Origin of the sequence: Colwellia sp. 6M3 (genome assembly GCF_014077595.1) — a bacterium.
GTDB lineage: Bacteria > Pseudomonadota > Gammaproteobacteria > Enterobacterales > Alteromonadaceae > Cognaticolwellia.
Genome location: NZ_JACGWF010000073.1, coordinates 1 through 22,093, shown reverse-complemented (window position 1 = coordinate 22,093; position 22,093 = coordinate 1). Strand labels below are relative to the sequence as shown.

Here is a 22,093-nt window from a genome sequence, read left to right as displayed (position 1 = left end):
TTCGATGTCTCTTGTGGTTTTTTACGTTGTCTAGTTAACAAGTATTTTACCACAATGAGGCATCAACTTCTTTTAAATCATTAGGTTATTGTTATTTCCTCGTCTATTTTGAACCCCGAAACTTGAGAACATAATAATCGCCGCTGCGGATCATCACCGCTTTTAGCCCTTGTTTTTTATTAATTAGATGAGCAAGTTTTTGCGCTATTTTTAGGGTGACATGCTTCTCATAAGTACCTGAAGCGCCTATTGAACCGGGGTCTTCACCGCCATGACCTGCAACAATAGCAATAACAATATCGCGTTTACCTTTGCTGTTATCGTATGTAGCAATCGGTTGGCTATTCTTGTCATAAAGATCAATAACTAAGCGGTCACTGTACTGCCCTGCTGGCGCTAATGGAAATACCGACACTCTGTAGTCTTCAGCTAATTCCAATACTAATCGGGTAGTGCCTTTTTCTTTTGAACGACTGGTGCGAATTTTCTGGACTCGGCGATCCGCTTTAATGGCTGACATTAATTCAGCATTATTTGTACTATTTTTAAAGTCGATAACTAAGCGTTGTGGGGATTTTAAAGAAAAATATTTAAAGTCAGGTTTATTGCTCAGATCAAAAACAATACGGGTATTTTCTGGCGCAGGCCATATTCGTACACTTTCAATACTGTTGTTTGCGTTAACCGCCGTTGCATAAACAAGCCAAAGCATGAATACGGCGGTTAATTTTTTTACAATACTGCTTAAGTGCATCGAATCTATTCCTTCGTGTATCTGCTTAAATTCTAATGCTGTTGAAACCAATGCATTAAAAGTGTTTTATTTTACCAAAAATGATAACAGTAATTCACCTAATGGCGTATTGGCTTGTAGTGACACTTGACGTTGTTCATCAAGATAAGCTAAATCAATAGTCATGTCAGCTTTTGGCAGCATACCTTGACCTTTTTCAGGCCACTCAATAAAACTACAACAATGGCTACTAAAGTAATCTCGAATACCCATGTACTCTAACTCTTCAGCGTCGGCTAAACGGTATAAATCGAAGTGGTAAACTTGCCAATCTTGCAAATCATAAGGTTCAACTAAGGTGTATGTTGGGCTTTTAACATTACCAACATGTCCCATTCCTTGCACAAAGCCACGCGTTAAAGTGGTTTTTCCTGCGCCAAGATCACCATTTAAAAAAACAATAATACCTTGTTTAAGCTCTATTTTTACAATATCAGCGAGTTGTTTACCTAAAGCAATTGTCGCCAATTCATCGGCTAATATAAACGTTTGTTTTGTCACTATATTATTCATCATTTTGTTATGAGATATAAAGTATCTTATCTACTGCACAATTACCATTAATTAGCAGGTCAATTTAGGCACTATAACTCACGTTTTTGTCAGCATGTAGACATCAGTGTTGGTAATAATATCAGCTGTATCGCTGTGAATACAGTCACACCCATGTGACCTTGGAGAAAATATGGATTGATTTAACGCTTACGCACTCAATTCTAAAAGCGCTGATCGCGGAATCATTAACTTTTATATGATTTGTTTGCTATTTTATCTTCATATTTTTCGCACTAAAGCTCACTTAAATTAACCTTATAAGCGCGATGTGTTAATCTGTCACACTTTCAATATCACCTAAATTTTTTAATATTCTGCAGCCATGACAACATCTGTTATTAATTATCAAACATTAACCGAACAAATTAAACTTTGGGGCGAAGCGCTCGGCTTTTCACAGGTGGGCATTAGCGATGTTGACTTGTCTGAGCATGAAGCTGCTTTAACGCAGTGGTTAGAAAATAATTATCATGGCAACATGGATTATATGGCGCGTCATGGTTTAATGCGCGCTAGGGCAAAAGAGTTGGTAGAAGGTACACTTAATGTTATCAGCGTACGTATGGATTACTTACCTACTGATGCTAAGTTTGCTCGTATTTTAAAGAGTAAAGAACACGCTTATATTAGTCGTTATGCCCTAGGTCGTGATTACCATAAATTAATGCGTAAACGCCTTAAGCAATTAGGCGAAAAAATTGAAGCTCATTGTGAAAACTTTAATTATCGTCCTTTTGTTGATTCCGCCCCAATATTAGAAAGACCTTTAGCTGAAAAAGCGGGCTTAGGCTGGGTTGGTAAACACTCGTTACTGATCAACAAACAAGCAGGTTCGTGGTTTTTTCTCGGCGAGCTTTTGGTTGATATCCCCTTAATTACCGATACTAAAGCAGAGAATAACTGTGGAACCTGTGTGGCATGTATTAAAATTTGCCCTACTCAAGCGATAGTTGAGCCTTACGTTGTTGATGCTAGGCGTTGCATATCTTATCTTACTATAGAGCTACGAGAAGCTATTCCTGAAGAGTTTCGACCATTAATTGGTAATAGAATTTATGGCTGTGATGATTGTCAATTAATTTGCCCATGGAACAAATTTGCCAAACTGGGTAGTGAAGACGATTTTAAGCCTCGACAAAATTTAGACAATATCGACTTATTAACTTTATTTGCTTGGAACGAGGCGACCTTTCTAAGTAAAACAGAGGGCTCACCTATACGACGTATTGGTTTTCAATCCTGGCAACGTAATATAGCCGTTGCACTTGGTAACGCTGACTTTTCTCAGAACAATGTAAATGCCTTAACCGCTGCACTGGCAAATGCTGAGGCTATGGTTGCAGAACACATTGAATGGGCATTAGCACAACAAGCATTAAAGCAAAAAGCGCTAGTTCAAGATAAAAACTTACGTCTAACGGCACGGTTAATTCGCTCGGTTGAAAAAGGCATGCCACGCGACGCTTAATGATATTAATATTATGTAAGGTTTGGTTAAGTAAGAAGTCGTTAATCTTTGCTGATTACTTTTTGCCATTTCAGCATTAAATCTTCAAACGTAACCAGGCTTTTCCCTTCAAGTTTATGGTGTTGCAGCTCAGCAATAATCTTTTCTGCTCCTTCTCGGAGCTCCTCTGTATCTTGGTCTTCTTGGGTAATTTTGATCATTATTTTTAACTGACTAAATAATAGTTTTATATTCTTTGGACTAAGCTTCAATGCTTGTTTTATTGCCTCAAGCGCTGGTAATAATCGATTTTTCTGAAAGTGCTCTACGGCCATGCTATTTAGCTCTTTAGCCGTAAAGTGAATTTCTTCACGTTGTTCGCTTTCTTGCGCGATATAACGTCGAACAACTTGGCTGTTTAACGAGTCTCCGGCAATTTGATTATTTATAGCAGCAAGCAAATCAATAGCATCTTCACGCATACCGAGTTCATGTAAAACTTTCACGCGATCTAAGTTATCTTCTACTATGCTAGTTGGCATAAGTGACATATGGTTATCAACCAACTTAGTCGCTTTTTCTCGTTCATTTCGAACATTGTGCAATCTGGCTTTTACTACAATGAGTTGTTGTTTAAAGTGGTTGGCATCGTGAAGATCATGTTCAAATTGTCTAATATAACGCTCGGTTTGCTGCAGTAACTCATTAGTGCTTTCATCAGGGGTTGCACAGGCCAGGTCAATGCTTGCTCTAATAACATTAAGTAGTAGCTCAGGTGAGTCATGAATAGAGTTTTTCGCTTGTTGTGCAATGTTTTTAGTCGCGACATACTGGCCTTTATGATCATGCGTTAAGCGTGCTAAATCCCATGATTTTTTATTACGTTCTATATTTCGAGGAGCCAGCGCCATGGCTTTTTTAATTTCTTCATACGCTTGCTCGTAGTCTTCTTGTTCTATGAAGTACTGTGCCATCATATCGTGGGCACCAAAGCGTGTGTCAGGTTTATCAATTAAGGTTTTTAACATATCGCTAATTTCTTCTAAGCGCCCTTGCTTTAATAAAGCTTTGGCGTAACCCAAATAGACCCAAGAATATTTATATTGCTTAAAAAGTTGAAAATAAAATTTCTCTGCTTCTTCAAATTCACGCAAAGCCATGTATGACTCGCCTTTAATGCGGTTAATATTAGGATGGTAAAAGGCGAGCTTTTCATTTTGTAGGTGGCGATCGGCAAAATAGAGTGCTTTGGAATAAGACTTTTTATCTATAGCATTGTTAATATTAAACAACACTTGCTTCACCTTTAATAGGGCAATAAAACGGCTGCGTACTTTTTTTATAGCCAGTGGCTTCGTCCAGAAGTCATCTGGTTGCAATTCAATAATAGAGTTAACTAATGACTCATTCGTTTCGGTACTAAGAAAGATTAAAACCGTAGTTTTAGTAACATGGCCTTTAAACTTTAATTCTTCTAATAAATGAAATCCGTCTTTGTCACTTTTAACATTAAAGGCGCAAATTACAATATGAAAAAACATTTCATCGCACAACCTAAGTCCGTAGTAGGCATTTTGTGCGCAACGCACTTCTTTAATACCTAAGGCGAATAAGCTCTCTTTCAAAATGCTATGAACAAGTAAATTGTCGTCTATAATCAGAACATTGAGTTGATCAAGTTGCGCTAATGTATTTTTATCGACTTCTTCCATTTTATACCTACTGGCTATTGACCTAGCACGCTATTTTTTTATCTGCTGCTGACGTTGCTCGCATAAGTTAAGTACGTTTTTCTTTGCGTTAGTATCGAGCTTACCCCAAGCCATAATTTCGTCTATATGGCGAAAGCAACCTAAACAAACATCTTGCTGATTCAAGCAACAATTACGAACACAAGGGCTAGCAACCGGTTCTGTTGACTGATGGTATTTTATATTCATATGGCTTCTGCAAAATTGGTTAATTCAACTATACATGGTTTTAGGTGATTTAATTGATTTTGCAATGCCTCATGTTGTTTAATGGATAATTCGCTATCGCTACTATACTCATTCAATAGTAGAGTAAGATCTTCACATTGGACTATTAAACGCTTAGCGGCAATGACATTCGCTAATTTAATTAACGACGATAACGTTTGATTTGCTAACGTATAATTCTTTTCATTAATCGCAGCAATAAGCGTTTGGGCATCAGCCGTAATATCAGTTAAATAATCGTCTAGCATAAAAGCAGCTAGCTCGGCAGAACCTTGGTTTTGTGCATATTGATTTAAATCAAAAGCATGTTTTGTGAAACTGCTTTCTTGTTCATGCTCATGTTTGTCATCTAATTCAACATCAAACAATTGCTCAATATCATCAATATCATCAATATCAACCTCTTGCTCAACCGGTATCGTGACTTTATTAACGTTCAAACTTGTTAGTGGTGATTTTTTACCTATTTCCACTTGAGCTAACACGGTATTACTTTCATTTGTGCCTATACTCATCTTTAACCAAGGTGATAATTGCGCGGTAAGCTTTTGAATATCTATCACTGGCACTAAGGGCTCAACACGCCACGTATTAGGTAATTTGTTTTTATCAATAATAGTCGCTTTTTTACTGGCACTAGAGTTTAAAATAAAAACACCACGACACGTGCTTACGGCTTCATCAATGGCGACATTAACGTCAGTAAATTCAGAGATAACCACTAAAAATCGCCCTGTTCCCCATAAGCGTTCAAGATGCTCCGGATGAGAAACTAAAGTAAGCTTTAAACCAAGCCAATGCAGTATTCTAATTAACGGTTGATTTTTATTGGCTTCTTCTACGCCCACTAAGACCTCAACTTGGCCTGGTTCAAACCGATAAGGGAAGAAAATTTCAGGTTCAACCAATATATTCATCTGACTATTGCCCTGGAGTAACTGCTCAACATTGGCAACAAGTGCTTCACTAAACCAAGGTAGGTTACATAAAGAAAAGAATCCAGATCTTTGCAAAGTTAGATAATTGAACGGCTGAATAACCAAAATTTTGGGCTGTATTTTAGTAGGCAAACTTGCGAGATGCTGTGTAATTAAGTCGTAATCTGATAAATAAACTTCCGAAGATAAAATAATGACATCAACAGAATTTTTAGTTAGGTGTTTGATGCTAAGTTGTCGCTGGAATAATAACAAGTCATGCATGGTTTCAACAACAGCTTTGCTCTTGCTCAGTGCTTGGCAAATCCTTTCACGATGAGATTTTTCAGTTGCTATCACTAAAATCGAACATTTTGCTAACTTAACCGTTTTATCTTTACTTGTTTGGCTCAAACCTTCAGCCAGAGCAAAAGGCATGTCAAAAGTGAACTTACCTCCCTTATCAAAAGATTGGCATACTTTGTTATCAACATTAAATACCAGTTGCAAGTCCCTTAAATAGTTATCGGTAGCGTTATCATAATCTGCACTGACTTCATCATTAAACGCCAACAGGTCAATTACTTTTATTAACGGCGGCATCTGTGACGCATTATTAATCGCAAAGCTAACGCGTACTATTTGCTGAGCGCTATTAACATCAATAACTTTCAGTTCAACATTAAGATCGACTCCCTGTTGCTCTGTGAACATTTTTTGGCAAATTGTCGTGAACATAGCCTGAAAAAACTCACTTTCAAGCGTTACCAAGGTGGCTAAGTTGTCATCCATATCGACATAAATATGATTACTATTTTGCGCTTGGCAAAGACATACATTTGCCAATGCAGTATGTATTTCATTCGCTAATGCGACGGTCGATAACGTTAAAACATAATCGTCACATCTTAGTTGTGCTGAGGCTCGTTGTTGCTCACTCCAGCTAAGCAGTTGCTGTAGTGGCTGATAAGCATACTGTTCATTACTTGGATTTAAAGAAAAAACTTGTCGTTGAACCATAGCTTTACTTACGATAGCTAAGGTATCTTCACTGCTGTTAATAATAGCCAGTTTGTCTGTTTGATTCTGCTGTTTAAGCTGCTGCTTTAATTGTGAATTTTCATCTATTAGCGTTCTATACTCTTCTGTATCACACAAACTGCCACACCAAGTTCCATCAATATATTCAAGTGTTAGTCGCATCGATTTACCTAGATTACTGGTGACAGATAATTTTTCAACACACTTGTTTTTCTTAGCAGCTCTAGCGCTTGTTAATATAGCGCGAACATCAATTCGACTAAAAAAATGACGCCAATGTTTCTCGTTAGATTCGCCAGCTAATAATGTGCTTAATTTTCGCTGAAGTTTTTTTGAAGCTACAGGTAACTGCCAATAAAAATCATTGGTATGACGCGACATAAGTGTATTATGAGCCTGAAACTGTTGCTGCTGGAGCTGAAAATCAGCCTCACTATGTAAAGGTTGGGACAGCTGGTTAATACTTTTAATTATGGTCGAAACTTCAAGCGCTGGTATTGGCGTTGATACCGCACCTGTTGTCACAAGCTCTTCAACAACCGTTATACTTTGCCAACCAAAATGTTTAATTTTTCTCCGCAGGCTTATCAGTAAACATAGAAAAATAATGGCAATAAATAGAAAAACACCTGCAATAACACCAATATAGTATTTTGGCTCTAAATCCAGCTTTAAAATAGCTAATCCAGCCACTAGCTGTTGTTCTATAATTGAAGATTTAGGCGACTGAACGACAAGCACTTCATCAAGTAAGGGGCTAAGTTCGGTTTTTTGTCTTGCTAATTCTGTTTGTAAATCAATTGCCATACGTAATTGACCACGCCATTTTGCCAAAGTATTTTGCTCACTAAATAGCAAGGCATTAAGGACTAAAATTTGTTCTGTTAAAGCTTCTTCGTGTGGGGTTTTAGACACTAAAGTGGCAGAATGATCCAGCCAATAACTTATCTCACGTTGAGCTTTAAGTTTAATATAATCAAACTCGGCTAGATCGTATTGCAAATCAAGCTGGTTAAACATCACTAACGTATCAATCAAACTTTGATGTAATTCATGATTGACTTTTAAACTAGCAATGAGACGGCTGAATGTTTTCGCGCGATTAATCGTGATTCTAGCCGTAGATTTTTCGACGCTAATTTGTCGGAATAATGTTTTTTGTTCAACCGATTGTTCAGAAATTAACAAGGCTAAATTGTCAGCAATTAATGTTAGTTGAATGATGACATTATCTTTGAGTTGGATATTTCGTCGTTCATTTTCAGTCAACAGTGTTACATTTTCAGATTGTAACTTTAACTCCTGCAAGAGTTGTTCTAACCGTCTTCTATTATTTCGACTTGTATCAGATATTTTCTTTAAATTAGCATTCAAAGTTAAATAATTGTCTGCAAAAGTTGTAGCGTATTTACTGCTGATTATTTCACTGAGCAAGCGATCATTTTTAATCAGGAGTTGTTGGCGTTGATTAAATTGTTCAATTGCAGGTAATTGTTGATATTTAAGTTGGGTTAAATCTTGTTCATATTGATAGTAAAGCGAAAATCCAACAATAAAAAGCAGCGCAAAGCTCAACATTAATAAAGATAGTCGGCTGGTAAGTTGGCGATATAAGGGTAATGTTGAATCCATGAACGAGGACTATCCTAATTGGTCAAATACATAATGGGTAGTTTGTAAAGACAAACCTGTTCGATAAATTAACAGTTTAATGAAATGGTTTGGCTATATCACAGTGTATGGATTTAACGTTAATTAGCAACGATTAATCTGCTTGCTAGCGTTAAAGTAAAACACAATTATTTAACTTTAACGTGCTTTAGTTACTCACTTCTGATGATCTTAGCTCAAACACCTTAATTACAATGTCTCCAACGTTGAGTTAATTAGCAATTATAAAAATTCAATTAAAACGCGATAAACATCACAGAAAAAATACGGTAAGATGCAAACTTACCGTAATTTGAATAAAGGTTGGACCAGTATGAGTCAAACAAATTATCTGCTAAAGCTCCAAGACAAATTCCTTAAATATCCTTTTGGCCGTACCTTATTTAGTAAAGTGTTTGCATCGCAAGCGCCATACTTTAAATCGATAAAGCCAAAAATATTGAACTTAGAAACGAATTTTTGCCAGGTATTAATACCAAAGCGTAAACCGGTACAAAACCATATAGGCACTGTACATGCTATTGCAATATGTAACGCATTAGAAATGGCAATGGGTGCGATGACAGAAGCATCTATACCCAAAAATTTACGATGGCTACCCAAAGGAATGAATGTTAATTATCTGGCAAAATCAACAACAGATATTATTGCTGAAGCCAAAATAAATCCTGAGCAATGGCAGGTGGGTGACGTATCAGTTTCTGTAAGAGCACTAGATAGCCACGGCACCGTTGTTGTAGATGGTGAGATCAGATTATGGTTATCAGAAAAGCCAGTAAAATAGTGTATTAATAGGCTTTAAGTAGGATGATAATTGCTCAAAAATGTAACTAAAGGTCCGCTTAATTTTTAGTATGCTATAAGCTAAGTTGTCATATTTCACTCGTTAACTGCCAAGCTAAATAAACAGTAAAGCTTGGCATAAAGGTAAGTGACCGGCTTGTATAATTATGTCAATTTAACGCCTGCAAAATGTGATAGTTAACGCTTAAAGCTTAAAAAAGTGTTGCTGATAAACCTTAAGTTCCGCAATCGACTCACGGATATCATCCATGGCTAGGTGGGCACCGGTTTTAACCACTTTGTCTAATACTTCTGGCTTCCAGCGTCGTGCTAACTCTTTAATTGTACTGACATCGAGATTGCGATAATGAAAATAATCTTCAAATTCAAGCATGTATTTATTAATAAAGCGTCTATCTTGTCCAATGCTGTTGCCACACATAGGTGATTTACCTTTCGTGACATAAGGCTTAATAAATGCCAAGGTTTCAGCACTCGCTTGCTCAATACTCGTTGTACTTTCACGACACCTTTGTGTTAACCCTGATTGGCCATGATGCTCGATGCACCATTCATTCATATTATTTAAAACATCATCGCTTTGATGAATAGCAAGCACAGGACCTTCAGCTAACACATTGAGTTGGCTGTCGGTAATTATTGTCGCAATTTCTAAAATAACATCTGTCTTAGGTTCAAGGCCTGTCATTTCTAAATCTAACCAAATTAAATTGCTGTCATTCGCGCTCATTGTTATCCCTAAGTTAATTACTTATTATCAAGTTAGCTCCAATTATCAAAGCACTTACACGATGTAGTGTCTGTAAAAGGCGCAATTACACATGCATTTATATAATGCTTGGGTATATAATACGTCAGAATGTAGCATGATTAAAATTATTTGTCGGTAGCCTTATCAGAATAATACATAAATGCTGAGATAACATAAAAATGAGACTAACTTGTGGCTAAAGCCAAAAAACTGACCAAAGGTCAAGCACGGCAGATCAAAGCTAACCAAAGTAAGAAGTTACGTAAATCTACTGAAAAAGTTCAATGGCAAGATGATGAACTTGCTGCAGCCGAAACAGGTACTGTTATTAGTCGCTTTGGTCAACATGCTGACGTTGAAAGCAGCGACGGCATTATTTTTCGTTGTAATTTACGTCGCAGCATTTCGTCTTTAGTTTGTGGCGATAAAGTACTTTGGCGTAAAGGCAAAGAAACACAACATAGTATTTCTGGTGTTATAGAGGCAGTTCACGAGCGAAATTCAGTACTGAGTCGACCCGATGTTTATGATGGTGTTAAGCCCATTGCCGCCAACATAAGCCAAATTTTAATTGTTTCCTCGGTATTGCCTGCCTTTAATGCTGACATTATCGATCGTTATTTAGTCGCCGCAGAACAAACGGGTATAACACCGGTTATTCTCTTAAACAAATTAGACCTACTCGATGATAGCAATCGTGAAGAGATTGAAAAGCAATTAAATATTTACCGGAAAATCGGTTATCAAGTTACTTACGTGAGTAATGAAACGGGTGAAGGTATTGCTGAGTTAAAATTACAGCTGAGCCAACATACCAGTGTATTTGTTGGTCAATCAGGTGTGGGTAAATCAACGCTGACCAATACATTAATGCCAGAGTTAGGAGTAATGACTAAAATTGTGTCAGAAAACTCAGGGCTTGGGCAGCACACCACAACGGTTGCTCGACTGTATCATTTTGAACAAGGTGGCGATTTAATTGACTCACCCGGTATTCGAGAGTTTGGCTTATGGCATTTATCACCTGGGCAAGTAAGTAATGGCTTTATCGAGTTTGACGAATATTTAGGTACCTGTAAGTTTCGTGACTGCAAACATCAAAACGATCCTGGCTGTGCATTAATTGCGGCTAAAGATGAGGGCAAAATTTTCCCGGAACGTCTTGCCAGTTTCCAAAAAATATTAGCCAGTTTAGGTGATAACACCCTAACCTCGCGCTTTAATGATTAAAACAAAAAATAAATTAAGGAAAAACAGTGTTAGATAAAATTAAAATTGCTTTGCAATACATGATGCCAAAACACGCTATCTCAAGACTTGTAGGTAAATTCGCTGCCGCTGAAGCCGGATGGCTAACCACTAAAGCGATTAGTTCCTTTATTAAAGCTTATGAAATCAATATGGCTGAAGCGAAATTAAAAAATGCCACTGATTTTAAAACTTTTAACGACTTTTTCACTCGTGAACTTGAAGACGGTGCTCGTACCTTTATCGAAGATGCCAGTACGGTTTGTTATCCAGTTGATGGTGCTATCAGCCAACAAGGTCCGATTGAGCAAGGTCAACTTATTCAAGCAAAAGGCTTTAATTACAGTTTAGAAACCTTACTCGGTGGCGATAAAGCAACAGCAGCGCCTTTTCAAGACGGTGAGTTTTCATGTATTTACCTCGCCCCTAAAGATTACCACCGCATTCACATGCCAATTGCTGGCACCTTGCGTGAGATGATCTATGTTCCAGGCGATTTATTTTCAGTTAATCCGTTAACTGCCAATAATGTGCCTAATTTATTTGCCCGTAACGAACGTGTTGTCGCTATATTTGATACCGAACATGGTGCAATGGCAATGGTACTTGTGGGCGCAACCATTGTAGCCAGTATTGAAACAGTATGGGCAGGTACAATTACACCGCCGGCCGGAAAAGATGTATTTCGTTGGCAGTACCCGTCAGAGGGAGCAAGTGCTATAACCTTGGAAAAAGGTGCTGAAATGGGGCGTTTTAAATTAGGCTCTACCGTTGTAACTACCTTTGCGCCAAACATGGTGAAATTTAATCAAGCAGCCGGACCAGAAACCGTTACCCGTCTTGGTGAACATTATGCAGATTTAGTAAACAAAAATGAAAGTGCGTAAGTTACTCCCTTTGACTAAAGCCCTCAACACAGAGGGCTTTAGTCAATGAAAATTATTGCACATAGAGGTGCTAGCGGTGAATTTCCTGAAAACTCACTGCTAGCATTTGAACAAGCCATAATACAAGACTGCGATGCTATTGAGTTTGACGTACAATTTCATCAACCTAGCGAAACTTTTATTCTTCTTCATGATAGTTACCTTGAAGTTGATGTTGATGTTAAAAAAAGTAAAAGCCACACAATTGATAGTACAACAGGCAATATCAGCGAAAAAGTTCATTTCAATCAATTACCTCTTAATGAGCTTTTAAACACTGCCGCTGATGCTAAATATAAAATTTGTACGTTAAATCAAGCGCTAGAATGCATTAAGGGTCAATGTCAGATTAATATTGAATTAAAATCAGCAGCACAAGGTGCTCAACTTTTAGATCAAATTCAAAGATTAAGTCACCTATTAGCGCAAGCAAAAACACAACAGTTAATTACTTATCAACAACTTGTTATTTCATCGTTTAATCACCATGCACTTTTATTGGTAGCTGAACATTTACCTGAAATAACAACAGCAGCGCTTATCGCTTGTTGTCCCATTACCTACGCTGAATTTTGTAAAAAATTAAACGTTAAGATGTTAAACCTTTCGATTGAATGCCTAAACCCAGAAATTGTTAACGACGCACACCTTAGAGGGTTGCAAGTATGGGTTTATACTGTCGATAATGTCGTTCAAATAAAGCAATGTCTTGCTTACCAAGTGGATGGCATATTTACCAACTTTCCACAGCGAACACGCGAAATAATTTCGACATTGAATTAGCACAAAAACAATAAAAGCATTACCCCTACAGGTTGTTTTTTTAAGATTAAAATTGAGCAATCTAGCATTTGCTATTGCTCATTTATTCAGCGCAAGATAGGATGGGTGATATATGATACGAGTAAGTTCGTATATTGACACAAAAACGCTGCAAATAATGCAACATAGCAATACCAAGCTGATGAACGAAAATAGCGTAAGCTTACGCCAATCGGTTTAGTACATTAATTAAAGATAAAATTACCTAAGGAATCTCAATGTCACGAGATAAATCAGATATTAAGCCTACAGAAGCTGAGCTGACGTTGCTTAATATACTTTGGAGAATGGGACCCGCTACCGTTCGACAAATCCATGAAACGGTAAGTCAAACACAAACGACTGGCTACACTACCGTATTAAAAATACTACAAATAATGCACGAAAAAACCTTAGTTATTCGCGATGAAAGCAACCGAGCACATGTTTATGCTCCGGCAAATAGTGAAATGGTCACCCAATCTTCTTTATTAAAAGACCTAGTATTAAAAGCTTTTGGTGGTTCTACGTCAAAACTCGTCATGCGTGCGTTAGATAACTCAACCAGCAAAAAAGAAATTGAAGATATAAGACAGTTACTTAACGAATTAGAACAACAATCTTAATTAACTTATGACTTAAAAGGTAACTTAAATAGGCATGTTTCAGGAAAGCTTAATTAATAATCCATTATTAGCTGCTTTAGCCATTACTCTTATCCATTTTTTATGGCAAGGAGTACTTGTTGCTGCGGTATTAAAAGCTTTACTGTCGTTAATTTCTTACCAAAAATCTCAACTACGTTATGCATTAAGTACGTTAGCCATGCTAGCAAACCTTATTTTACCCGCGGTTACTTTTTTCCTAGTTTATGATATCGACTACCGTCAAGTAACACACCTTGTGTATGCTTTACCTTTGCTTGATCAAAGCTTATATCTAGAGCAAATACAGACTAATGTTTGGTACATAGAGTGGCTAGAGTATTTACCATTATTGACCATTGTATGGCTTAGCTTCGTTATCGTATTAGCTCTTAAATTAATCATAGAATTATATAATGTAAATCGCCTACCTTTACAGGGCTGTTCTGCAGCTGATGCTACGTTGCAAAAGCGCTTTGACAGCCTAATTACGAAAGTTGGTTTATCAAGACACATACCCTTACTGCTTTCTAGTAAAACAGATGTACCTATGGCCATTGGTTGGTTAAAACCTGTTGTGTTGATTCCCTTTAGTATGATCTCAGGATTAACCCCACAACAATTAGATATGCTGTTACTCCATGAGTTAGCTCATATTCGACGTCATGATTACTTAGTTAACTTTTTACAGACCTTGGTCGAAATTACATTATTCTTCCACCCTGGTGTGCGATGGGTTTCAAAACAAATGCGCAATGAGCGAGAATATTGCAGCGATGACATTGCAGTACAACACTGCGGCAGCCCACTCGCCTATGCACATACTCTGGCTGATACCGCGTCGTTATGCGTAAAGCATCGTCATAACACTATTCCCAACATGGCAATGGCAGCTTCTGGCGGAGACCTAAAACAACGGGTTGTTCGCCTGCTAGATCATCAACAGCATTGTACAAAAACAAATGACTCAGGTAAGTGGTTAGCATCGATTAGTATTTTGCTTACGGTTATTTTTCTTTTTTCAAAATACTCGCTAACGCTACCCATTATTGATTTACAATCAGGCAGTATTTCATTGTATAATTCTACGGCTAAAGTTAATAAAAACTGGTCATTAGAAACAGCGATGATTATTGAGCAAGACAATAACAACAGTTCACTTGCAAGCCGTTTATTGGCTATAGATAATTCCACTAGTGCTGATTCATCTTCAATACCTTCTCAGAATCGCAAAGCACAAAAACTTAATTCAACGCTTCAACCTATCACTAAAGCCCCGTTGAAGTCGCAAGGCGTTGTCAGTGAGTACACAACAAACCCTTATTACAATGAACTCCCCTTCGTTGATATGAATGTAAGCGATAGAAAAAATATTACCCAACATCAAGCTGAGTTAAGTGGCGCTTTAGTGACTAACCAACCACAAACAAAAACGCGTACTAAATCAATGTCAGATTTAGCCTTTGAGCGTACAGATTCAAAACAAAATATTGATAAAAACAATGCTTACTCCAAGCAAATTAGTACCTTGTTAAATGAACCAATAACGCCAAGTGATGACGTAATCACCGCGTTAAATAAAACTCAAGCTAGCAATTATTATCAAGCATCAAATCCCCTTAAACTGGCGGCTAATATCAACCGTTTCAATCAAGAAAAATTAAGCAATAATACATCTGAAAACAAGGGTTTTCAGCTTAATATGGTTGCGGCTAAACTATTAAATTCTGCAGACCCTAAATATCCTATTTCTGCAAAAAGAAAAGGTATTGAACTAGAAGTTATGGTTGAGTTTGATATTGACCGAAATGGCTTGGTCAAAAATATTGAATTTGAATCAAAAAGTAAAGTGAACTACTTTCGAAGTGCCATTCGTAATGCAATGGAAAAGTGGCGCTTTCTACCAGCCAAAGAAAATGGCCGCGCGGTAGAAAGCAAAATGTCTAAAATATTTTCGTTTAGTCTTTTAAATTAAACCTTAACGATGTTTACGCATTGTTAAATATTTTGTCTGTTGCTCTGGCGTTAACACTTGCAAAATAGCATGGCGACGCTTTGCTTTTTCCATTGCCACCATTTTAAAGTTTTTCTGATACTTGTCATAAATAACACTAAACTTAGCTTCGTCAAACTTGCCTGCTTTAAGCAATGAATTCATTTGTTCTTTAAAGCTAGAAAGCGATTTTTCATCTGCTTTCCTGTCTTCTTTCATCGCTACATAAATAGCCTTAATCTCATTACGTTGCTCAGACGTTAAATCCAATTTTTTCGCTAATCGATGCAAGTGTTTTTTCATCTTATCATGGTGTTTATTGCTGCTTTCGCCCTCTACTTGGCTCTTTTCAATGTTATGAGCTTCACTTTTGTGGCCCATAGCATTAACATTAAGGCTACTGATACCACCAAGCACAAGTAGGCTGATCACAGCGTAAGGTTTGATTGTTGAATATAGTTTTTGTATTTGCATAATGTTGTTCCTCAATTAATTCACCATCATTATAATTTGTGCAACGAAAAGAAACGCAAACCAACGTAAATGTTTTGTAAAGATAGCAATTCGCTTTAAATTTATACGTTATCATGCCCTCTCGAATCAATAAGTTGATTCGTTCGACATAAACAAGTGATTAGCGAGAGCAACAATGAATAAGCACAAACTTTTATTAATCGACGATGACAAAGAGCTTGCTGAGTTATTAACTGACTACCTTGCCACTGAAGGTTTCGATCTTATCTGCTGCCATGATGGAATTTCAGGGTTAGAAAAAGCATTTGACGATAAAATTTCGCTAATTTTACTCGATGTTATGATGCCAGGCTTAACCGGTTTTGAGGTATTAAAAGCGTTAGGGGGCAATCACAAAACTCCGATTTTAATGCTAACGGCTAAAGGTGATAATGCCTCCCGAATATTAGGATTAGAACTTGGCGCAGATGATTATTTACCTAAACCCTTTCAACATCGTGAATTACTCGCACGTATTAACGCCATTCTTCGTCGAATAAACATCGTTAAAAATAGCAAAGAGCAAAGCTCAGTGTTACAAGTTAATGGCGTAAAACTTAATCATGCAACCCGAGAAGTCAGTTGTCACGACCAGTTTATTGAGCTTACGGGTACCGAATACCAAATTATTGAGCATTTAATGGCAAAACCAGGCGAAATTGTCAGTAAAATTGAAATTTCAGAGCAGGTATTAAAACGTAAATTAAGTGCTTTTGATCGCAGTATAGATATGCATGTGAGTAATATTCGACGTAAACTCTTACCCTTTAGCCCTAATGACAAACTTAAAACTATTCGTGGAGCAGGCTATATTTTCTTAGCGGGAGAGTTAATTTAATGTTTAAAATACCGAGAAAATTCTCCTCTATAGGCGCTAAGCTGTTTATCTGCTTTTGGTTAATTATTATTTTAACCATTAGTATCACGCGATTAGTATCTGAACAATTTAGAACAAAAAGCTTTATTATCCCAACTCATCACTCAGATGTAGCCAAAGTAGAGCGAATCAAGCAAAAATTAACACTTACACCCGTAGATACAACCGAGAAATTGCTATCAACGTTATCAAGAAAGCCAGGCCGAGAATTACTGTTAAAAAATACTAACACCAATGAAGTCTTAGCTTCTGACAAATGGCAAATAGCTAGCTTACAAACATTTTTAACGGAAAATAATCTCGATAACCTTACGACAATTAAGTTTGAATTCTACCGTATGACCGGACCAGTTAACGTTGATGTTGCAGGTACTCCCTATCAAATTTATCTCGCAACAATCGACAGAAAACGCCTACCTGGCAACATAATACAACGTATTCCTACTTGGCTACGTTTGGCTATTCCTATTTTTATTAGCTCTATTTTATTGTGGTTACTAACACGTTCATTCACCAAACCGCTTATTGCCATGCAAAAAGCAGCGGCAAGTTTTGGTGATGGTGAATTCAATGCTCGCATTCCTTTAATTGCACAGCGTAATGATGAAATTGGTGCTTGCGCGGCAAGCTTTAACTTAATGGCAGAAAAACTAGCGCAGAATATTGGCTCGCATCAACGGTTGATGGCAGATGTTTCGCATGAGCTACGCTCACCTATGACTCGCTTGCAAATTGCTCTTGGTCTTGCCCAGCAAAACAATATTTCAGAGGCTTTATTACATAAACATTTGCAACGATGTGAACTCGAAATAGCTAGATTAGATGAAATGATCTCAAGTGTTTTATCCTTATCAAGGTTAGAAAACACCATCAGCCAATTGGAGTTAATGGCCGTAGATCTAAAGCAACTCTTAATCTTGTGTATTGAAGATGCGCAATATATGGCTAATGAGAAATCGATTAATATTCACTTTGACTATCAAGGAACCGCGTTACTGCAAGCCGATCCGAACTTATTGTCTAGTGCCCTTAATAATATTTTGGTTAACGCGATAAATTATAGTCATAAAAATCATCAGGTAACGGTTAATCTAACTAAAACAAGCACGTCATTTATTATTGAGATTATTGATACGGGTACTGGTGTTCCCATTGAAGACTTACCTAAGTTATTTGAACCTTTTTATCGCGTTGCTCAAGCGCGTGATCGTGCAACAGGCGGCACAGGATTAGGCATGGCGATAGCAAAGCAAGCCATTGTTGCGCATAATGGCATTATAAGTGCGCAAAACAATAACCAAAATGGTTTAACGGTTATCATTGAATTACCGATAGCGATCAGTAAAAATAATACACATGAAATTTAAATTACTATATTCATTAGTCTTTTTTTGGCTATTTTTAGGAACTCCATTAATGGCTAATGAAATTAGCGAAGAAAGTAAGCGAGCACTCACACCAAAAAAAGTTACCGCTATTACAGCTTTTTGGAAAACAGTGCAGCAAGCGGCATTCACAACCGACGACAATATTAGTATTGCTTATGCGACTAATTTTAAACGGCCTGATAAACCTTACATTGTTATTGTTCCTGGCCGCTCTGAAAGCTACCTTAAATATCAAGAATTAGCGTTTGATCTTGATAATCAGGGTTACGATAGCGTCATTATAGATCATCGTGGACAAGGGCTTTCTGCACGTTTAACCCCTAACCGTTTTCAAGGTCATATTGATAAGTTTGATCAATACGCTCAAGATTTGCACCACTTACTTAACGTGGTTTTACCAATACAATATCCTGAGCATAATAAACATGCCTACATGTTGGCGCATTCTATGGGCGGAGCCATTGCCTTAAGATATTTACAACTCTATCCAAATAAAATTAAAGCCCTAACATTAAGTTCACCAATGATCGCCATATCAAGAGGCGGTACACCAAATTGGCTGGCAACATCACTGATAAAAACAGGCGCTACTTTAAACCGTTGGTTTTCAGACACTCCATGGTATTTTTTTGGCCAAAACGATTTGAATAAAAGTACGTTTGAAGAGAATCGCTTAATGCACTCTTTACCACGCTTTGAGCGTTTTCAAGCGTTATATAAAGCACAGCCAGAATTAAAATTGGGCGGGGTAACATTTAACTGGTTGGAGCAAGCTGTTCTTAATTCAGACAACTTACTTAATGATATTGATAAACTATCGCTACCCATACAAATGCTACAAGCGGGCAGTGAACATATTGTAGATAATGAAGCTCAACTTCATTTTTGCCAGCAACTGCATAAAGCTAATGAAAGCGCTTGCCCAGAAGGTCAACCTGAAATCATCGCAGGGGCTTATCACGAACTTTATTTCGAACTAGACCAATACCGTGACATAGCAATAGATAAAACCATTGCGTGGTTTAAGTTACATCAATAGTACTTTAACCACGCCTTTTTGCTTCAGCTAACTAAATTCGTTTAATGTCATCGGTATTATCTTGATGATTAGCAGCAGACAACGGGTCATGATGAATAAACACTTCACACGGTGCTAGCGCCTCTATAATTTCAAGTTCAATAGCCTCACCTATGGTATGAGCCTCTAACAAGGACAACTCGCCATCTAGCTCTAAATGGAATTGAATAAATCTGTCAGGACCTGCTTGTCGTGTTCTCAACTCATGTAAACCATGCGTACCTTCATGCGCTAAGACAATTTTCTTTATAACCGACAGCTCTTCTGTAGTTAACTCATGGTCCATCAGTTGATGGACACTGGTCCAAATTATTTTACCTGCGCCCATTAACAAAAATATAGCCACCGCAACGGTAAAAAATCCATCCGCTTGTAACCAATAACCTTGGCTTAAAAACAATGCGGCTAACACACCTAAATTTAGAATTAAGTCAGACTGATAATGCAAAGCATCGGCACTAATCGCAACAGACTTTGTTTGGTGAATAACATACTTTTGCAGTACCACTAACATCAAGGTCATAACAATGGCAATTATCGAAACAATAATACCGACTTCAGTTCTCACCACTTCTTGTGGATTTATAATGCGATCAACACCATTAAATACCAGTAACAATGCTGAACCTAAAACAAATGCCGCTTGTACTAAGCCCGCTAAACTTTCTGCTTTACCATGACCAAATTTATGCTCTTTATCGGCTGGTGCTAAAGCGAATCGCAAGATCACCACATTCATAATCGAAGCAAATAGATCTAAAATAGAATCAGTAGCAGAGGCCAGCATCGCGCTAGCATCAGTAACAAAGAATGCATAGAGCTTCAGCACTACAAGAATCAGTGCGGTTGCTGTGGCGGCAAAAGCAGCCAACTTAACCAAGTATGCATATTGGTTAGAATCTATCTTGTTGTCCGGCACTGAAATCTCCTAATGAATAAAGTTTAATTAATATTATAAAAGCAAAGCTTAAGCATTCGCCCTAAGGCCTGTATAATACCATTTAATTATACAACTTATTAAGCACTTGCTATGTTAGATGTCGTTTTATTTCAACCTCAAATTCCACCCAACACCGGCAATATTATTCGTCTATGTGCCAATACAGGTTTTAGATTGCATCTTATTGAGCCGCTTGGCTTTGACCTAGAAGATAAAAAACTACGCAGAGCTGGTCTTGACTATCATGAGTTTGCAGCGCTTAAACGTCATGCAAATTATCAATCTTTTATTGAATCTGAACAACCTAAGCGCGTATTAGCCGTAACCACAAAATCTACCGGTTATTATGGTGATATAAACTTTCAGGCAGGTGATTACCTTTTATTTGGTTCTGAAACTGGTGGTTTGCCTGAAGATGTTAGGCAGCAAATACCTGATCAAGATAAAATAAGAATACCCATGTTAAAAGACAGTCGAAGTATGAATTTATCTAACGCAACCGCTGTTATTGTTTATGAAGCGTGGCGTCAATTAGGCTTTGCAAATTCAGTTTAATAAACTGACTGTACATCCTGTACATCTTCACTCATTCACATCGACGTACACGGATTTACTAATGCAGTGGAGCCATGGATGGCTAAGAACGGCCATGTGATCGTGACATTGCCAACATGGATGTTGGTACTTAGTTTTTGTCTGGAACAAAAAAACTGACCGTACATCCTGTACATAAAAAAGGCATATAAACTAAGATTTATATGCCTTTTTTATAATTTTTCAACTGAAGCTATTCGAATTTACGGTCACGCGATAATAAATCAGCAGCGGCCAATCTTGCATCTTTGCCACAATAAAGCACCTGATAAACTTGCTCTACAATTGGCATTTCAACACCCATTCTTTGGGCTAGCATGTAAACTTCTTTAGTGTTTCGGTAACCTTCAACCACTTGTCCAATATCAGCAATGGCTTGCTCAACACCCGCGCCACCACCTAAGGCTAAGCCAAAGCGACGATTACGTGATTGGTTATCGGTACAAGTTAAGACTAAATCACCTAACCCTGCCATGCCCATAAAGGTTGATGGCTCTGCATTAAGTGCACAACCTAAGCGCGTCATCTCGGCCAAACCACGGGTAATTAAAGCAGTACGTGCATTCGCGCCAAAGCCAATGCCATCAGCCATGCCTGCACCGATTGCAATAACGTTTTTAACCGCACCACCGAGTTGAATGCCAATAAAGTCTTTATTACTGTAAACCCGAAAAGTGCGTTCACAGTGTAATAAATTCGATATGTCGTCAACGAAAGCATCGTCTGTTGAAGATAAAGAAATAGCCGTAGGTAAACCTGCTGCCATTTCTTTAGCAAAGGTAGGTCCAGAAAGAACGGCTAACGAAATATCGTCACCTAAAATCTCTCGAGCTACATCTTGCAATAATCGTCCTGTATCGTGCTCTAAACCTTTTGTTGCCCAAACTAAACGAGCATCTTTTCTAAGAAAAGGTTTTATTTGCGTTAGCATTTCACCAAAAACATGGCTAGGTACGACTAATAAAATATTTTTACTGGCAGCGATCACACTGGCTAAGTCATTAGTAACGACTAATGTTTCAGGAAAAGAACTTCCCGGTAAATATTTTTCATTCGCACGCGAGCTCGCCATTTCAGCAACATGATTTTCATCACGTCCCCAAAGCAATGTTTTATGGCCATTTCGCGCTAAG

The 22,093-nt window shown here is 37.6% G+C and carries 20 protein-coding genes; 11 read left to right on the top strand and 9 right to left on the bottom strand.

The window, feature by feature from the left end:
* Positions 1-103: 103 nt before the first annotated feature.
* Positions 104-754 carry an AMIN domain-containing protein gene (locus H4J50_RS14345; protein WP_182257119.1) on the bottom strand — a complete coding sequence of 217 codons (651 nt, stop codon included), beginning with the start codon at positions 752-754 and terminating at the stop codon, positions 104-106.
* A 66-nt stretch (positions 755-820) separates the two neighbouring features.
* Positions 821-1,294, bottom strand: coding sequence for a tRNA (adenosine(37)-N6)-threonylcarbamoyltransferase complex ATPase subunit type 1 TsaE (gene tsaE / locus H4J50_RS14340; RefSeq protein WP_404842755.1), 474 nt, complete (start codon positions 1,292-1,294; stop codon positions 821-823).
* Between the two features lie 376 nt (positions 1,295-1,670).
* On the opposite strand from tsaE, the gene queG reads away from it, so the two are divergent.
* Positions 1,671-2,816, top strand: coding sequence for a tRNA epoxyqueuosine(34) reductase QueG (gene queG, locus H4J50_RS14335; RefSeq protein ID WP_182257118.1), 1,146 nt, complete (start codon positions 1,671-1,673; stop codon positions 2,814-2,816).
* A 41-nt stretch (positions 2,817-2,857) separates the two neighbouring features.
* Here the strand turns inward: queG and H4J50_RS14330 are convergent, their stop codons facing one another.
* From H4J50_RS14330 to H4J50_RS14320, 3 genes are read right to left on the bottom strand one after another with little or no spacing between them, the layout of a single operon-like run.
* Positions 2,858-4,507 (bottom strand): response regulator, encoded by a 1,650-nt coding sequence (locus H4J50_RS14330; RefSeq protein WP_182257117.1) that lies wholly within the window; start codon positions 4,505-4,507, stop codon positions 2,858-2,860.
* 30 nt (positions 4,508-4,537) lie between these two features.
* Positions 4,538-4,735, bottom strand: coding sequence for a DUF1289 domain-containing protein (locus tag H4J50_RS14325; protein ID WP_108454737.1), 198 nt, complete (start codon positions 4,733-4,735; stop codon positions 4,538-4,540).
* Positions 4,732-8,364 (bottom strand): hypothetical protein, encoded by a 3,633-nt coding sequence (locus tag H4J50_RS14320; protein ID WP_182257116.1) that lies wholly within the window; start codon positions 8,362-8,364, stop codon positions 4,732-4,734. Before H4J50_RS14320 ends, H4J50_RS14325 begins: the two co-directional genes overlap by 4 nt.
* A gap of 352 nt (positions 8,365-8,716) precedes the next feature.
* Here H4J50_RS14320 and H4J50_RS14315 point away from each other — a divergent pair, with 352 nt between their 5' ends.
* A complete protein-coding gene (locus H4J50_RS14315; protein WP_182257115.1) occupies positions 8,717-9,187 on the top strand; it encodes a hotdog fold domain-containing protein in 471 nt (156 codons plus the stop codon).
* A gap of 204 nt (positions 9,188-9,391) precedes the next feature.
* Here the strand turns inward: H4J50_RS14315 and orn are convergent, their stop codons facing one another.
* The gene (orn, locus tag H4J50_RS14310; RefSeq protein WP_108454730.1) at positions 9,392-9,937 is read right to left on the bottom strand and encodes an oligoribonuclease; all 546 of its coding nucleotides are present in this window, start codon (positions 9,935-9,937) and stop codon (positions 9,392-9,394) included.
* A gap of 213 nt (positions 9,938-10,150) precedes the next feature.
* Here orn and rsgA point away from each other — a divergent pair, with 213 nt between their 5' ends.
* From rsgA to H4J50_RS14285, 5 genes are all read left to right on the top strand, one after another.
* Complete coding sequence (gene rsgA, locus H4J50_RS14305) at positions 10,151-11,188, top strand: small ribosomal subunit biogenesis GTPase RsgA (RefSeq protein ID WP_182257114.1); 1,038 nt, start codon at positions 10,151-10,153, stop codon at positions 11,186-11,188.
* 59 nt (positions 11,189-11,247) lie between these two features.
* Positions 11,248-12,093 (top strand): archaetidylserine decarboxylase, encoded by an 846-nt coding sequence (gene asd, locus H4J50_RS14300; protein WP_182257120.1) that lies wholly within the window; start codon positions 11,248-11,250, stop codon positions 12,091-12,093.
* A 45-nt stretch (positions 12,094-12,138) separates the two neighbouring features.
* Entirely contained in the window at positions 12,139-12,915 is a 777-nt protein-coding gene (locus tag H4J50_RS14295) for a glycerophosphodiester phosphodiesterase family protein (protein WP_182257113.1), read from the top strand.
* Positions 12,916-13,172: 257 nt separating this feature from the next.
* The gene (locus H4J50_RS14290) at positions 13,173-13,559 is read left to right on the top strand and encodes a BlaI/MecI/CopY family transcriptional regulator (RefSeq protein WP_108454727.1); all 387 of its coding nucleotides are present in this window, start codon (positions 13,173-13,175) and stop codon (positions 13,557-13,559) included.
* Positions 13,560-13,593: 34 nt separating this feature from the next.
* Positions 13,594-15,552 carry a M56 family metallopeptidase gene (locus H4J50_RS14285; RefSeq protein ID WP_182257112.1) on the top strand — a complete coding sequence of 653 codons (1,959 nt, stop codon included), beginning with the start codon at positions 13,594-13,596 and terminating at the stop codon, positions 15,550-15,552.
* A gap of 3 nt (positions 15,553-15,555) precedes the next feature.
* On the opposite strand, the gene H4J50_RS14280 is transcribed toward H4J50_RS14285, so the two are convergent.
* Positions 15,556-16,044 (bottom strand): Spy/CpxP family protein refolding chaperone, encoded by a 489-nt coding sequence (locus H4J50_RS14280; protein WP_182257111.1) that lies wholly within the window; start codon positions 16,042-16,044, stop codon positions 15,556-15,558.
* 175 nt (positions 16,045-16,219) lie between these two features.
* On the opposite strand from H4J50_RS14280, the gene H4J50_RS14275 reads away from it, so the two are divergent.
* Genes H4J50_RS14275 through H4J50_RS14265 form a run of 3 tightly spaced genes read left to right on the top strand, consistent with a single transcriptional unit; the run spans position 16,220 to position 19,387 of the window.
* A complete protein-coding gene (locus H4J50_RS14275; protein WP_108454724.1) occupies positions 16,220-16,921 on the top strand; it encodes a response regulator in 702 nt (233 codons plus the stop codon).
* Positions 16,921-18,327: an ATP-binding protein gene (locus tag H4J50_RS14270; RefSeq protein ID WP_182257110.1), complete on the top strand. Its 1,407-nt coding sequence runs from the start codon at positions 16,921-16,923 to the stop codon at positions 18,325-18,327. Before H4J50_RS14275 ends, H4J50_RS14270 begins: the two co-directional genes overlap by 1 nt.
* Positions 18,328-18,376: 49 nt before the next feature.
* The gene (locus H4J50_RS14265; RefSeq protein ID WP_182257109.1) at positions 18,377-19,387 is read left to right on the top strand and encodes an alpha/beta fold hydrolase; all 1,011 of its coding nucleotides are present in this window, start codon (positions 18,377-18,379) and stop codon (positions 19,385-19,387) included.
* 31 nt (positions 19,388-19,418) lie between these two features.
* On the opposite strand, the gene H4J50_RS14260 is transcribed toward H4J50_RS14265, so the two are convergent.
* The gene (locus H4J50_RS14260) at positions 19,419-20,345 is read right to left on the bottom strand and encodes a cation diffusion facilitator family transporter (protein ID WP_204100637.1); all 927 of its coding nucleotides are present in this window, start codon (positions 20,343-20,345) and stop codon (positions 19,419-19,421) included.
* A gap of 111 nt (positions 20,346-20,456) precedes the next feature.
* Here H4J50_RS14260 and trmL point away from each other — a divergent pair, with 111 nt between their 5' ends.
* The gene (gene trmL, locus H4J50_RS14255; protein ID WP_108454721.1) at positions 20,457-20,921 is read left to right on the top strand and encodes a tRNA (uridine(34)/cytosine(34)/5-carboxymethylaminomethyluridine(34)-2'-O)-methyltransferase TrmL; all 465 of its coding nucleotides are present in this window, start codon (positions 20,457-20,459) and stop codon (positions 20,919-20,921) included.
* Positions 20,922-21,153: 232 nt separating this feature from the next.
* On the opposite strand, the gene gpsA is transcribed toward trmL, so the two are convergent.
* Positions 21,154-22,093: NAD(P)H-dependent glycerol-3-phosphate dehydrogenase (gene gpsA, locus H4J50_RS14250; RefSeq protein WP_182257108.1), on the bottom strand; the 940-nt coding region annotated here is incomplete at its 5' end.

Bases quoted from the DNA above. Each gene is read 5' to 3' on its own strand.
- H4J50_RS14345 (WP_182257119.1), bottom strand. From the start codon at position 754: ATGCACTTAAGCAGTATTGTAAAAAAATTAACCGCCGTATTCATGCTT.
- queG (WP_182257118.1), top strand. From the start codon at position 1,671: ATGACAACATCTGTTATTAATTATCAAACATTAACCGAACAAATTAAA.
- H4J50_RS14330 (WP_182257117.1), bottom strand. From the start codon at position 4,507: ATGGAAGAAGTCGATAAAAATACATTAGCGCAACTTGATCAACTCAAT.
- H4J50_RS14325 (WP_108454737.1), bottom strand. From the start codon at position 4,735: ATGAATATAAAATACCATCAGTCAACAGAACCGGTTGCTAGCCCTTGT.
- H4J50_RS14320 (WP_182257116.1), bottom strand. From the start codon at position 8,364: ATGGATTCAACATTACCCTTATATCGCCAACTTACCAGCCGACTATCT.
- H4J50_RS14315 (WP_182257115.1), top strand. From the start codon at position 8,717: ATGAGTCAAACAAATTATCTGCTAAAGCTCCAAGACAAATTCCTTAAA.
- orn (WP_108454730.1), bottom strand. From the start codon at position 9,937: ATGAGCGCGAATGACAGCAATTTAATTTGGTTAGATTTAGAAATGACA.
- asd (WP_182257120.1), top strand. From the start codon at position 11,248: ATGATGCCAAAACACGCTATCTCAAGACTTGTAGGTAAATTCGCTGCC.
- H4J50_RS14295 (WP_182257113.1), top strand. From the start codon at position 12,139: ATGAAAATTATTGCACATAGAGGTGCTAGCGGTGAATTTCCTGAAAAC.
- H4J50_RS14290 (WP_108454727.1), top strand. From the start codon at position 13,173: ATGTCACGAGATAAATCAGATATTAAGCCTACAGAAGCTGAGCTGACG.
- H4J50_RS14285 (WP_182257112.1), top strand. From the start codon at position 13,594: ATGTTTCAGGAAAGCTTAATTAATAATCCATTATTAGCTGCTTTAGCC.
- H4J50_RS14280 (WP_182257111.1), bottom strand. From the start codon at position 16,044: ATGCAAATACAAAAACTATATTCAACAATCAAACCTTACGCTGTGATC.
- H4J50_RS14275 (WP_108454724.1), top strand. From the start codon at position 16,220: ATGAATAAGCACAAACTTTTATTAATCGACGATGACAAAGAGCTTGCT.
- H4J50_RS14270 (WP_182257110.1), top strand. From the start codon at position 16,921: ATGTTTAAAATACCGAGAAAATTCTCCTCTATAGGCGCTAAGCTGTTT.
- H4J50_RS14265 (WP_182257109.1), top strand. From the start codon at position 18,377: ATGGCTAATGAAATTAGCGAAGAAAGTAAGCGAGCACTCACACCAAAA.
- trmL (WP_108454721.1), top strand. From the start codon at position 20,457: ATGTTAGATGTCGTTTTATTTCAACCTCAAATTCCACCCAACACCGGC.